Below are 12,705 nucleotides of genomic sequence, written 5' to 3'. Positions count from 1 at the left end.
TTTGTGCGACAAAGCTACAATACTTTGAGGATTATTTAAAATCAAATTTATATTTTAACTTTTAAAAGCATAGGGAAGTGCGTTAATTAGTATAAAGATTACATTATTTTAAGAAATTGGTAATTTCCGCTATCTTTGGATATGTCAGAACGTAAACAAATACTGTTTGTTATCAATCCTATTTCAGGGGGGAAAAATAAAACTTCTTTTAAAAAACAAGTGCTGGATGTGCTTGATCTGCAGAAGTTTGATCCTACTTTTCAGCAGACCGCGAGACCGAACCATGCTTACGAAATTGGGCTGAAAGCGGTCAAAGAAGGCTATGATGCAGTTATCGCGGTCGGTGGTGATGGGACGATCAATGAACTGGGCTCCGCTTTGGTAGGATCTGGAATTCCATTGGGGATTATTCCTGAAGGTTCTGGTAACGGCCTGGCGCTTTACTTGGGGGTTCCAATGAATGAAGCTGCTGCTATCCGTCGGATTAATCGTTTTGAATCGATAGAGGTGGATTGTGGTGTAATTAATGATAGACGATTTTTTAATATCGCGGGTTTAGGTTTTGATGCCTCTGTAAGTGAAAATTTTGCGAATGAAAATATTCGCGGACCTTTGGGCTATATGAAGTCCGTTTTTAATGTGCTCAGCAAGTATCAGCCGGCACATTACAAATTGACGATTGATGGAAAGGTATACGAAAGGCAAGCGTTTATGATCAGCGTAGCGAACTCTCCCCAATATGGAAATAATGCCTATATCGCACCACAGGCTTCGGTTAACGATGGCATTTTAGATGTCTGTATCGTGCACAAATTTCCGCTTTACATTTTGCCAAAGATGATTTTCCATCTTTTTAATAAATCGGCAGATCAATCCAGTTATGTCGAGATCATTCCTGGAAAGAACATACAGATCGAGATTGATAAGGTGTCACCGGTTCATGTGGATGGGGAGCCGATCGAACTTGGCGATAAATTGGATATTTCCATTATGCCAAAAGCGTTAAAGATAATTTGTTAAGATCATGAGTAAAAATAAGAAACAGTCCTATGAGGGCGTTGTATATTCAACAGACGACAGCTTCAGCTATCAGCTGGCTGATTTTTTTCAGGAAGCAGATACGTTACCTGTAAATCAGCAAAACTTAAAAGTGCAGCTTGACCGGAAAATGCGGAAGGGGAAAGTTGTTACGTTGGTTACGGGGTTTGTTGGAAAAGCGGAAGACTTGGAGAATTTAGGTAAATTGTTGAAAACGAAGTGCGGAGTGGGTGGAACAGTGAAGGATGGGGAGGTCATCATTCAGGGAGAGTTTAAACAAAAGATCTATGATTTGTTACTTAAAGAGGGGTATCGCGTAAAATTAGTTGGTGGTTAAACAAGTATATCAGGGATAATAGTGGTAAATCTAATGAATTGTCTATTAGGCAAGTATGCTTTGAGTGTAGGATGCCTAGTTGTTCAGAAACATGAGTAATCACTTACTTTTTGTCGTTTAAAATCCTTGATTTTTTTGCATATCAAAAAAAAAATGGCTTTCATTGTAAAATAATTATTGCGAATAAGCGATTTAGCATAGAGTAATAATGATTATATAACGGGAACTGCTGAGAAAAATAACACTGATTAATGGTGTGTTCAGTTTGAAAAAACAAATTTGATTTTTTTTATATATTTGAGATGAATATTTTAAATTTGACATTAAATATTAAATTTGCTTTGCAAAATTGGTTTCAAAAGCGAATAAGAGTGCATATAATTTAAACAACATTATATATTTAAACAACAGTAAAAAACTAAAAATTAGAAAAATGGCAAACGCACCTAAAACTGCTGCAAAACAAGAGAGCAACAACGGAGGATCTTTCTTTGCTCAAGCTGCAATCATCATCTGTTTCATCGTGGGTTTCTGTGTATGGAAATTTGTGATGGGCAATCCAACTAACTTCGTTGACAACAATCCTGAAAATGCTCCAAATCCAGGTAACTACTTAGGAATGGTTTACCATGCTGGGGCTATCGTACCTGTTTTGCTTGGTTTATTCTTGATGGTATGGGTTTTCTCAGTAGAACGTTTTATCGTTATTAACAAAGCTTCTGGTAATGGTAACGTAGGAAACTTCGTTCGTAAAATTCAAACGTTGATTAATGGTGGAAACATCGATTCAGCTATCGCTGAGTGTGACAAACAAAAAGGTTCAGTAGCAAATGTTGTAAAAGCTGGTTTATTGAAATACAAATCAGTATCTGCAGATCCTGAAGTAAACACCGAAAAAGCTGCTATTGCAATTCAAAAAGAAATCGAAGAAACTACAGCATTAGAAATGCCAATGTTAGAGAAAAACTTAAACGTTATCGCTACATTAGTTTCTATCGGTACATTATGTGGTCTATTGGGTACGGTAACAGGTATGATCAAAGCCTTCTCGGCATTGGCAACAGGTGGTGCTCCAGATTCAGCTAAATTGGCAAACGGTATCTCTGAGGCCTTGATCAATACAGCAACTGGTATCGCGACTTCAACATTCGCTATCGTATTGTATAACATCTTTACTGCAAAAATCGATAAATTAACTTACTCTATCGACGAAGCTGGTTTCTCAATCGTACAAACATACGCCGCAAACCACAAATAAGAACTATGATGAAAGTTTTTGATTTTATTTTATGGAAATCAAAAATCAAAAGCATCATAGGATAGAAGATTGAGTTTTTAATTTAAAAAGAAGAATTTAAAATGGGTAAAGCAAAAGTAAAAAGAGCCAGTACGTCGATCGACATGACAGCGATGTGTGACGTATCGTTCTTACTGCTTACGTTCTTCGTCTTAACGGCGACTGCGCGCCAACCGGAAGCATTGACGGTGGATACCCCAGCATCGACTACAAAAGATAAGTTACCTGATTCAAATGTAGGTATGATCACAATAGGCGATCAAGGTAAAGTTTTCTTCGGTACGACTGATCAGCAGGTTCGCGTAAAAGCACTAGAAAGAATGTCAGCAAAATATGGCGTTGGCTTTTCACAAGAAGATTATGATCGTTTCAAATTGATGGAAAACTTTGGTGTACCAATGTCTAAATTGAAAGGATTATTGGCTCTGGATGGAAGTAAGCGTACAGAGAAAGGTCTGCAAACTGGTATCCCGGTTGATAGTACAGAGAATACTTCAAATGAGTTGTATTACTGGGTTCAAAATGCCCGTCTTGCAGCTGAGGAGGTAAATAAGGAAAAAGAAGCATCTGATAAAAATTTCGTGCATCCAGGACCTTTAAAGATGGCTATCAAAGCAGATGCGAATGAAAAATATCCTTCGGTTAATTTAGTTATTGAAACGTTGCGCAATCAAAAGCAAAACAAATTTAGTTTCATAACAGGCATGCGTGCTGAGGAGAAATAATTGACGATTTAATAAGAACAAACAATGGCAGAATTAAATCAGGATAGTGGTAAAAAAGGCAAAGGCGGGAAAGTAAGATCCAAGAAGAATGGCGGTAAGGTCGACCTTACAGCGATGGTGGATTTGGCGTTCTTGTTGATTACCTTCTTCATGTTGACCACATCCTTAAATAAACCGCAAGCGATGGATGTGGCTATGCCAGACAAAAATAAAATTAAGGAGCAACAAAGCGATGAATTGCTTACAGCAGATAATCGTTCACTTACAATTTTATTGGGTTCTGACAATAAAGTCTCTTGGGTATATGGTCAAGTTGCTCGTCCGATCGAAGGTCCTACTGTTGCTGGTTACGGTGCAGATGGGATTCGTAAGGTTTTGATGGAGAAAAAGGCATATGTACCTCGCGTTTCAGGCGGTAAAGACATGATCGTAATCATAAGACCGAGTGATAAATGTACACAACGTAATCTTGTTGACATTCTTGACGAGATGAAAATTGTAGACGTAAAACGCTATATGATCGGAAAGATTACTCCAGAGGAAGTGGACGTGTTAAAACGTGACAATATCTATAATGATTAGTTATTAGATTGACACAAAAAACTAAAATAATATGATAGGGTCAAAATTAGATATTTTTAAGAAAGAATGGCTTGACGTCGTTTTTCAAGGCCGCAATAAGGAGTACGGAGCTTATGAGCTTCGTAAGCTAGCGCCTAAAGCGACTAACAGGGGACTTCTTGTCGTTATCGGCATTGTAGTCATAGCCAGTTTCCTTAGTGTTTATGGAAGTAAGCTGTTCCCGAAGAAAGCCGTTGAGGCTCCTCCTGCTGTAACTGAAGTTACTTTGGAAGACCTTGAAGAAATTAAACCACCAGAGCCTGAAGAAGAGGAGCCGCTTCCGCAAGAACCGGAAGAAAAACCTCAACAAGTGGCTATGGATGTACCGAAAGAAGATTTGGTTCGTTTCCCTGAACCTAAAGTAGCTCCTGCAAACAAAGTTGTGGAAGAAGTTGCTTCTCAGGAAGAGTTGAAAGACCCAAATAAAACTCCAGCGCGTATTACTTTGAAAGGTAGCCCGACTGGTACTTCTGTTGCACGTGGTGAATTTGGTTCGAAGAAACAAGATGGCGCAATCACTGGTGCTGCAAAAGGCGATCCAAATGGTAATGGAGATGAAATTCTTCCATTTAATGCCATCGAGGTTCAGCCAATGCCTGTAGGCGGTATGCAAGCATTTATGTCTTGGGTAGGTTCAAACTACGAGTATCCAGCTGCGGCAACTGAAAATGGTGTAAATGGTGTCGTTGAGGTATCTTTCGTTGTAGAAAAAGATGGTAGCTTAACAGATATCAATATCAAACGCGATTTGAAATATGGTACTGGTGATGCAGCCGTAAGGTTGCTTAAGAAAGCGAAGAAATGGAAACCTGGTATTCAAAATGGTCGTCCAGTTCGTGTAGCGTACACTTTACCAATTCGATTGAACCTTCAAAATTAGAATGACAAATTTTAATTCGAATAATAGTTCAAATTATAGACAGAAATCGCCTCTGAAGCGGTTTCTGTCTATTTTGGGACTATTTATGTTTGGCTTTTATTTTGTTTTGGGCCTTTTGATTATATTCTGGGACAATTTTCCCATTGAGATTAATCCAACCTACAAAACAATCTTTGGTGTCGTATTGATCCTGTATTCTTTTATGCGGTTTGTACGGCTTTGGCAAAATAATTTTTAATTAACTGCCCTCTTCTTTTTGGCTACAACCAATTCTCTCTTCAAAAATTAAACTATTTTTTAATTAAACTGTCTTATTTTATGATGTATCATATGAGAAAATATAAAATGGTTCTTGTGATGCTTGGCATCTGTATGGGCATTTTTGTTTCCTGCGAAAATAAAACAAAGCAAACGAAAGAGAGCGATGATATTCTAACGGGTAAGCTACCCGTTATTGTGGATCAAACTTTGTTGCCTATTATCCAAGAATCTGCGGATGTGTTTGAGAGTTCTTATCCAAATTCGAGTTTGGAGCTTATTGCTCGTCCCGAAATTAAAGCGGTGAATGCATTGCTTGGCGATTCGGCCTATGTGGTTGTGTTGACGCGCAAGCTGACAAATGAGGAAGATAGCTACTTTAAAAAGCGAGGGATTCAACCTAAAATATTCCAAATGGCGTCGGATGCCGTGGTATTGATCAATAATCGTAACAGTGCTGATACTATAATGCCTCAAAAAGACGTTAAGTCTTTGTTGGAAGGTAACTTAGCAGGACAACGACTGATCTTTGACAATGCTAATTCAAGCACACTGCGCTATTTGAAAGATTATTTCAAATTGAACAAAATCGATCCGAAAGCTGTTTCTGCTTTGAAAGATAGTGAAGATGTGATGAAATATGTGAGCGAGAATGCAAATACAGTGGGCGTTATTGGTTATAATTGGTATTTAAAAGCTGTAGAAAAAAATTCGAATTTATTGGATAAAATTCGTACATTGAGCATCGAAAGTGTTGGTAAGGAGGGCGAAAAGGTCAGTTTTTATAGACCATCCCAATCGACTATCGCCGACGGCTTATATCCTTTTATAAGACCTGTCTACATTATGAACTATCAGCCGAATATGGGCTTAGGTTTAGGCTTCAGTGCCTTTTTGACAGGAGATCGTGGACAACGTATTGTATTGAAAGCTGGATTGGTTCCTGCTACAATGCCTGGACGAGAGATCATTATTAGAGATGAAAGTTATATTAAATAGATAATAAATAGTACAAAAATAGATTATGACAAACAGTAAATTATTATTTAGTCTTTTATTGGCGGGATCTGTGGGCACAGTAAGTGCACAAAGTTTGAAAGATGCTAGAGCAGCCATCGAGGCTGAAAATTATGGTAAAGCGAAAACTATCCTTCAACAGTTAGTGACTAAGCAACCTAAGAATGGAGATAATTATTTCTATTTGGGTCAAATTTATTTGGTAAACGACAGAGCGGATTCTGCCGCTGCGATTTTCAACCAAGGTTTGGCTGCTGATCCAAAGGCTACAATCAACAATGTAGGTTTGGGCTATGTTGACTTAATGAAAAAGGATAAAGCGAGCGCTGAATCTAAATTCGCTTTGGCAACCGCAAAATTAGGTAAAAAAGATTATGAACCATTATTGGAAATTGGACGTGCATATATAAAAACGCCTGAGCCTGATTATGCGAAAGCTTTGGAATACCTAACGCAAGCGAAAGAGAAAAACAAAAAAGATGTTGCAATTCCTATCGCATTAGGTGATGCATACCGTGGTTTAAAAGAAGGTTCATTAGCTTATACAAGCTATGGTGAAGCGACTGATATCGATCCAAATTCAGTACAAGCGAAAGTTGGACAGGCTGTGATCGTACGTGGTGCGCAGGCTTTTGATGAGGCTATCACACAATTGGAAGCTATTGCGGCGGAAACTCCGGCATATGCACCTACTTACCGTGAGTTGGCTGAAACATATAACCAATGGTCTAGATTGCCGGGTACTTCTGACGAGAAATATGTCGAGTTAAATAAAAAAGGTGTTGAGCAATACAAAAAATACCTGGAAGTTGCGGGTGATAATTCATTGGAAGCTAAAATCCGTTATGCCGATTTCTTGGTTTACGCGCGTCAATACGACAATTTGAAGGTAGTTTCTGAGGAATTAGCTCAAAACCCTTCTGTAGATCCAAAAATTTATCGTTATTTGGGGTATATCGCCTTCCAAAAAGCTAAAGATTATCCGAAAGCATTGGAGTACTTAAACCAGATGTTTAGCAAAATGGAAAAAGATCGTGTAATTCCATTGGATTATATGTATCTAGGTATGTCTGAGATTGCAGCAAATAGCCCTAAGCCAGCGGCTGCTGGTGCAGATAGCACGGCTACTGCGGCTCCGGTATTGACAGCAGAGAATACGGCGAATATTCAAAAGGGTATTGCCGATATTAAGAAAGCAATTGATTTAGACAAAGAATTGTTGGGCGAAACAGCTGAGTTGGCATTTGCTAAATACCAAGAGCAAGAATTGCAGACAGCAGCCTCTTTATTTGAATTGGTGGCGTCTTACAAAGATAATAAAACGTATTTATACGATGCAAACTACTATGCAGGTGAAGCTTACTATCAAATCGGTGCAAAGGAAGATGCTGCTAGTAAGAATGAAGAACAAGTAGTCGTTAATCAAGAATTGAGAGATAAAGCAATTGCTGATTTGCAAAAAGCACAGACTTTCTTATCTGTTATTGAAACGACAGACAATAAAGAAGCACAAGATAAATATTTGATCAATGCGCTTTATTATAAAGCTTTTGCTGCCTTAACCGCGGACAACTTGGAGCAACCTAAAGGTGATTTCGTTGCACCATTCCAAAAATTGATCGAAACCATCAATCAACGTGGCGCACAAGAGAAGAATAAAAATTATTTGATCGATGCAAATACATATATCGGACTTTACTATTACGTGAAGCAAGATCTTCCTAAAGCGAAGGAGAGCTTCCAAAAAGTATTGGCTATAGATCCGGCAAATGAAGCTGTTAAAGGTTACTTAGAGGGCCTGAAATAAGCTTAAATAAAATCATTCTAAATTAGGCGTAGATAGTAATATCTACGCCTTTTTTGTTTTGATTTTTACCTTGAAATCTCTATATTTAGAGATAGTTACCAATATAAATTTTAATTGAGATGGAGCAAGCCAATAGTATGCCGATAGACTACTTGCCTATATTTATACAGCTTCTTGTTGCTGTTGGATTTGGAGTAGGTACCATAATTATTACACATCTTATCGGACCGAAAGTCCGCACGGAAAACAAGCTTGGAGCTTTTGAGTCGGGAATTGAAGTTGTCGGAAATGCCAGGCAGCCTTTCTCCATAAAATATTTTTTGGTCGCTATCCTGTTTGTCATATTTGATGTTGAAGTTATTTTCATGTATCCATGGGCAGTCAACTTCCGGGAAATGGGACTACAAGGCTTGATCGAGATGTTTATTTTCATGGGACTGCTCTTGTTGGGCTTTATCTATGTGATCAAGAAAAAAGCATTGAGTTGGGATTAGATATTCCCGTGATGGTTGGCTCTTTGGGCCAGCAATACTTAAACCTATAAATCGACTTTTCATGAGTGATATAAAATTGGCAGAAGCTCCTCCGGGAGTAGAAGGCGCAGGTTTTTTTGCGACAAGTTTGGACAAAGCCATTGGCTTGGCCCGAGCCAACTCGTTATGGCCTTTGCCCTTCGCCACATCCTGCTGTGGTATCGAGTTTATGGCAACGATGGGCTCTACTTACGATTTGGCTAGATTCGGTGCCGAGCGCCCGAGCTTTTCACCGCGTCAGGCAGATATGCTATTGGTAATGGGTACCATTGCTAAGAAAATGGCTCCGGTGTTAAAGCAGGTGTATGTGCAAATGGCCGAGCCGCGCTGGGTAATTGCTGTAGGGGCCTGTGCATCTAGTGGTGGTATTTTCGATACGTATTCTGTCTTACAAGGAATAGATGAAATTATACCGGTTGATGTGTACGTGCCTGGCTGTCCTCCCCGTCCAGAAGCAATTTTGGATGGCGTGTTGCGTCTACAGGATATTGTAAAGAATGAATCATTGAACCGGAGAAATACACCCGAATACAAAGCGCTGCTTGAGAAGTACGGAATACATACAAATAAATAGATGATGGAAAACAGTTTTTTATTGGATAAGCTCCAAGGAAATTTTCCGGCAAAGATTAACGAAATTCAAGATGCACACAATTTATTGACGATTGTCGTGGATACGGAAGATGTGATTGATGTACTTCGTTTCTTGAAATCGAATAAGGAGTTGCAGTTTATTCATCTCACGGATATTACGGCAGTGCATTATCCGCATTTAGAAAAGGAGTTTGCTGTGGTTTATCATATTCATAGTCTCGTTCATAATATCCGAATCCGAGTGAAGGTCTTTTTGTATGGGCCGAATCCTGAGATTCCAACAGCAACCGTCGTTTGGAAAGGCGCGAACTGGATGGAGCGTGAGACTTTTGATTTTTTTGGTGTCAATTTTATAGGGCATCCCGATTTGAGAAGGATTTTGAATGTAGATGATATGGAGGTGTTTCCAATGCGTAAGGAATATCCTTTGGAAGATCCAAATCGCGTAGATAAGAAAGATTTGTATTTCGGCCGTTAATTTATACGATATGAGCGAATTTATAAGCAAGATAACATCTAATCAGCCTGTCTTCGAAGACAACGATCCGCAAGACGAGTTGATTACCCTAAATATTGGTCCCACGCATCCCGCTACGCATGGTGTATTTCAGAACGTGGTACAAATCGATGGCGAGCGTATTGTGAGTGGTGTGTCCACGATCGGTTATATTCACCGCGCATTTGAAAAAATTGCTGAACATCGACCTTTTTATCAAATAACGCCTTTGACTGATCGTCTAAATTATTGCTCGTCTCCAATCAATAATATGGGCTGGCATATGACCGTTGAAAAGTTGCTCAAGATCGAGATTCCTAAGCGGGTGCAGTATATGCGTGTTATCGTCATGGAGCTTGCCCGTATTGCAGATCATATTATTTGTAATGGTATTTTGGGGGTAGATACGGGGGCTTTTTCGGGCTTTTTGTATGTGATGCAGGAGCGTGAATTTATCTACGAAATCTTTGAAGAAATCTGTGGCGCTCGCCTGACAACTAACATTGGTCGTATTGGAGGCTTCGAACGTGATTTCAATGCTATAGCCTTTGAGAAAATACGTGAATTTCTAAAACGCTATCCGCCGGTATTGCAAGAGTTTGAAGAGTTGTTTGTTCGTAACCGTATTTTTATTGAGCGGACTTCAGGCGTTGCTGCTGTAACAGCAGAAGATGCACTGGATTATAGCTGGTCTGGCCCTATTTTACGGGCGACAGGTGTAGATTACGATGTGCGTGTACAGAATCCTTATTGCTCATATGAAGAATTTGATTTCGACGTACCTGTTGGCACGACAGGCGATGTATATGACCGTTTCATGGTTCGAAATGCCGAAATGTGGCAATCACTTCGCATTATAGAGCAGGCATTAGCGAAAATTGAGAAAGAGCCTAAAGGTGTCTTCCATGCAGAGGTGCCTGATTTCTATTTACCACCGAAAGAGCAGGTGTATACCAATATGGAAGCTTTAATCTACCATTTTAAAATCGTCATGGGTGAGGTGGACACACCGAAAGCCGAAGTCTATCATGCGGTCGAAGGGGCAAATGGTGAACTCGGTTTTTATTTGATTCATGATGGTGGACGGTCACCTTATCGTCTGCATTTCAGGAGACCTTCTTTTGTCAATTATCAGATGTTTGCACCAATGAGTGCAGGAATGCTGATTTCAGATGCTATTATAAATATGAGTAGTCTTAACGTTATAGCTGGAGAATTAGATGCTTAGTGTAAAACAACATAATGAAAATGTAATGTTTTCTCCAGAATTGTTAGCCAAGTTTGGAGAAGTGGTAAGCCGTTACCCTGAAGGAAAGCAGAAATCGGGCTTATTGCCCATTTTACATTTGGTTCAGGCGGAATACGGCTGGGTTAGCTCAGATGCGATGGATAAGGTTGCTGTTTACCTGAATATATTACCGATTGAGGTATATGAGGTGGCAACCTTCTATACCATGTTCCTGTTGCAACCCAAAGGAAAATACGTACTGGAGATTTGCCGTACCGGGCCTTGTTGTTTGGTCGGTGCAGAGCGTATTATGGGGCATTTAGAGCAAAAGCTCGGTGTAAAGGAGGGACAGGTCACAAGTGATGGGCTTTTCTCTTGGCGTGGTGTAGAATGTTTGGCTGCCTGTGGTTTTGGACCAGTCTTACAGATTGGCCCTGAATATACATTCTATGAGAATCTGACAGAAGATAAAGTCGACGAATTGATTGATAATTTAAAAGCTAAAACAGAATAATATGGCACGTAAACTTTTGTTGACTCATATCGATGTTCCGGGCATCAATACCTTTGAGGTCTATCGACAAAAAGGTGGTTATGTTGCTATTGAAAAAGTATTAAAGACAATGTCTCCTGAGGATGTTGTTGAAGAGGTTAAGAAGTCTGGATTACGTGGACGTGGGGGAGCTGGTTTTCCTACGGGCATGAAATGGTCCTTTTTGGCTAAACCTGAAGGGGTGCCACGCTATTTGGTCTGTAATGCCGACGAGTCTGAACCAGGAACATTCAAAGACCGTTATTTGATGACGCACATCCCACATGCGCTCATTGAGGGAATGATTGTATCCAGCTTCGCCTTAGGAGCTCATACATCGTATATCTATGTGCGTGGAGAGATGATGCCGCAAATCAGAATTCTGGAGCGGGCCATTGCTGAAGCCAAGGAAAAAGGTTTTTTGGGTAAAAATATTTTAGGCTCGGGCTATGATCTGGAGATTTATGTTCAGCCGGGAGGTGGAGCGTATATCTGTGGTGAGGAAACAGCTTTATTAGAATCTTTAGAAGGTAAACGGGGTAATCCGCGTATTAAACCGCCTTTTCCAGCGATAGCAGGTTTATATAACTGCCCGACAGTGGTGAATAATGTGGAGTCTATTGCGACCACAGTGCCCATTATCAATTTGGGCGGTGAAGAATATGCTAAAATCGGCGTGGAGCGTAGTACCGGGACAAAATTAATTTCCGCTAGCGGAAATATTGTAAAACCAGGGGTCTATGAGATCGAACTCGGTCTGCCTGTGGAAGAGTTTATTTACTCGGATGAATATTGTGGTGGTATTGCCAATGGGAAACGAATGAAAGCTGTCGTAGCTGGAGGCTCTTCGGTTCCAATCCTACCCGCTAACTTGATCTTGAAAACTGCGGCAGGAAATAGCCGGTTGATGACTTATGAGTCATTGGCGGATGGTGGTTTCCAAACAGGGACAATGCTCGGGTCGGGTGGTTTCATCGTATTTGATGAGGATCAGTGCGTGGTGCGTAATACCTGGAATTTTGCACGTTTTTATCATCATGAAAGCTGTGGGCAGTGTTCGCCTTGTCGTGAAGGAACAGGTTGGATGGAGAAGGTGCTGCATAAGATCGAGAGCGGTCACGGCTCGATGTCAGACATTGATTTGCTGTGGGATGTGCAGCGAAAAATTGAAGGGAATACAATCTGTCCATTGGGGGATGCTGCGGCATGGCCTGTGGCAGCAGCAATAAGACATTTTAGGGATGAATTTGAATGGCATATCCTTCATCCGGAAGAGTCACAAACACGGAATTATGGACTGGCACATTATGCTGATCCTTTACAACCAATAGTATCATAATAG

Annotated in this window: 14 protein-coding genes; all 14 read left to right on the top strand. The window is 40.1% G+C overall.

What is annotated here, in order from left to right:
• The first annotated feature begins 141 nt into the window (after window positions 1–141).
• Window positions 142–1,020, top strand: a complete 879-nt coding sequence (locus B3H30_RS16555; RefSeq protein ID WP_075990318.1) for a diacylglycerol/lipid kinase family protein — start codon at window positions 142–144, stop codon at window positions 1,018–1,020.
• 4 nt (window positions 1,021–1,024) lie between these two features.
• Window positions 1,025–1,375 (top strand): translation initiation factor, encoded by a 351-nt coding sequence (locus B3H30_RS16550; RefSeq protein ID WP_075990317.1) that lies wholly within the window; start codon window positions 1,025–1,027, stop codon window positions 1,373–1,375.
• A 433-nt stretch (window positions 1,376–1,808) separates the two neighbouring features.
• Window positions 1,809–2,633 (top strand): MotA/TolQ/ExbB proton channel family protein, encoded by an 825-nt coding sequence (locus B3H30_RS16545; RefSeq protein WP_075990316.1) that lies wholly within the window; start codon window positions 1,809–1,811, stop codon window positions 2,631–2,633.
• Window positions 2,634–2,734: 101 nt separating this feature from the next.
• Window positions 2,735–3,397: an ExbD/TolR family protein gene (locus B3H30_RS16540; protein WP_075990315.1), complete on the top strand. Its 663-nt coding sequence runs from the start codon at window positions 2,735–2,737 to the stop codon at window positions 3,395–3,397.
• A gap of 24 nt (window positions 3,398–3,421) precedes the next feature.
• Window positions 3,422–3,979: an ExbD/TolR family protein gene (locus B3H30_RS16535; protein WP_075990314.1), complete on the top strand. Its 558-nt coding sequence runs from the start codon at window positions 3,422–3,424 to the stop codon at window positions 3,977–3,979.
• A gap of 31 nt (window positions 3,980–4,010) precedes the next feature.
• Window positions 4,011–4,898: an energy transducer TonB gene (locus tag B3H30_RS16530; RefSeq protein WP_088163319.1), complete on the top strand. Its 888-nt coding sequence runs from the start codon at window positions 4,011–4,013 to the stop codon at window positions 4,896–4,898.
• 330 nt (window positions 4,899–5,228) lie between these two features.
• Window positions 5,229–6,155, top strand: coding sequence for a PstS family phosphate ABC transporter substrate-binding protein (locus tag B3H30_RS16525; RefSeq protein ID WP_158638900.1), 927 nt, complete (start codon window positions 5,229–5,231; stop codon window positions 6,153–6,155).
• Between the two features lie 25 nt (window positions 6,156–6,180).
• Entirely contained in the window at window positions 6,181–7,980 is a 1,800-nt protein-coding gene (locus B3H30_RS16520) for a tetratricopeptide repeat protein (protein WP_286834691.1), read from the top strand.
• 119 nt (window positions 7,981–8,099) lie between these two features.
• Entirely contained in the window at window positions 8,100–8,474 is a 375-nt protein-coding gene (locus B3H30_RS16515) for an NADH-quinone oxidoreductase subunit A (protein WP_088163316.1), read from the top strand.
• A 61-nt stretch (window positions 8,475–8,535) separates the two neighbouring features.
• Window positions 8,536–9,087, top strand: coding sequence for an NADH-quinone oxidoreductase subunit B (locus tag B3H30_RS16510; protein WP_075990308.1), 552 nt, complete (start codon window positions 8,536–8,538; stop codon window positions 9,085–9,087).
• Entirely contained in the window at window positions 9,088–9,585 is a 498-nt protein-coding gene (locus B3H30_RS16505; RefSeq protein WP_075990307.1) for an NADH-quinone oxidoreductase subunit C, read from the top strand.
• Window positions 9,586–9,595: 10 nt separating this feature from the next.
• On the top strand, window positions 9,596–10,831 hold the full coding sequence (locus tag B3H30_RS16500; RefSeq protein ID WP_286777151.1) for an NADH-quinone oxidoreductase subunit D: 1,236 nt from the start codon (window positions 9,596–9,598) through the stop codon (window positions 10,829–10,831).
• Window positions 10,824–11,345, top strand: coding sequence for a complex I 24 kDa subunit family protein (gene nuoE, locus B3H30_RS16495; protein ID WP_286834690.1), 522 nt, complete (start codon window positions 10,824–10,826; stop codon window positions 11,343–11,345). The genes B3H30_RS16500 and nuoE overlap by 8 nt, the downstream gene beginning before the upstream one ends.
• Before the next feature lies 1 nt (window position 11,346).
• Window positions 11,347–12,702 carry an NADH-quinone oxidoreductase subunit NuoF gene (nuoF, locus tag B3H30_RS16490; RefSeq protein WP_286834689.1) on the top strand — a complete coding sequence of 452 codons (1,356 nt, stop codon included), beginning with the start codon at window positions 11,347–11,349 and terminating at the stop codon, window positions 12,700–12,702.
• Window positions 12,703–12,705: the final 3 nt, after the last annotated feature.

The organism is Sphingobacterium sp. UBA7038 (genome assembly GCF_002494055.1).
In the GTDB taxonomy this organism is placed as follows: Bacteria; Bacteroidota; Bacteroidia; order Sphingobacteriales; family Sphingobacteriaceae; genus Sphingobacterium; species Sphingobacterium multivorum.
This window is presented reverse-complemented; position numbering and strand designations above follow the sequence as displayed.

Coding starts and splice junctions, on each gene's coding strand:
- B3H30_RS16555 (WP_075990318.1), top strand. CDS start 142: ATGTCAGAACGTAAACAAATACTGTTTGTTATCAATCCTATTTCAGGG.
- B3H30_RS16550 (WP_075990317.1), top strand. CDS start 1,025: ATGAGTAAAAATAAGAAACAGTCCTATGAGGGCGTTGTATATTCAACA.
- B3H30_RS16545 (WP_075990316.1), top strand. CDS start 1,809: ATGGCAAACGCACCTAAAACTGCTGCAAAACAAGAGAGCAACAACGGA.
- B3H30_RS16540 (WP_075990315.1), top strand. CDS start 2,735: ATGGGTAAAGCAAAAGTAAAAAGAGCCAGTACGTCGATCGACATGACA.
- B3H30_RS16535 (WP_075990314.1), top strand. CDS start 3,422: ATGGCAGAATTAAATCAGGATAGTGGTAAAAAAGGCAAAGGCGGGAAA.
- B3H30_RS16530 (WP_088163319.1), top strand. CDS start 4,011: ATGATAGGGTCAAAATTAGATATTTTTAAGAAAGAATGGCTTGACGTC.
- B3H30_RS16525 (WP_158638900.1), top strand. CDS start 5,229: ATGAGAAAATATAAAATGGTTCTTGTGATGCTTGGCATCTGTATGGGC.
- B3H30_RS16520 (WP_286834691.1), top strand. CDS start 6,181: ATGACAAACAGTAAATTATTATTTAGTCTTTTATTGGCGGGATCTGTG.
- B3H30_RS16515 (WP_088163316.1), top strand. CDS start 8,100: ATGGAGCAAGCCAATAGTATGCCGATAGACTACTTGCCTATATTTATA.
- B3H30_RS16510 (WP_075990308.1), top strand. CDS start 8,536: ATGAGTGATATAAAATTGGCAGAAGCTCCTCCGGGAGTAGAAGGCGCA.
- B3H30_RS16505 (WP_075990307.1), top strand. CDS start 9,088: ATGATGGAAAACAGTTTTTTATTGGATAAGCTCCAAGGAAATTTTCCG.
- B3H30_RS16500 (WP_286777151.1), top strand. CDS start 9,596: ATGAGCGAATTTATAAGCAAGATAACATCTAATCAGCCTGTCTTCGAA.
- nuoE (WP_286834690.1), top strand. CDS start 10,824: ATGCTTAGTGTAAAACAACATAATGAAAATGTAATGTTTTCTCCAGAA.
- nuoF (WP_286834689.1), top strand. CDS start 11,347: ATGGCACGTAAACTTTTGTTGACTCATATCGATGTTCCGGGCATCAAT.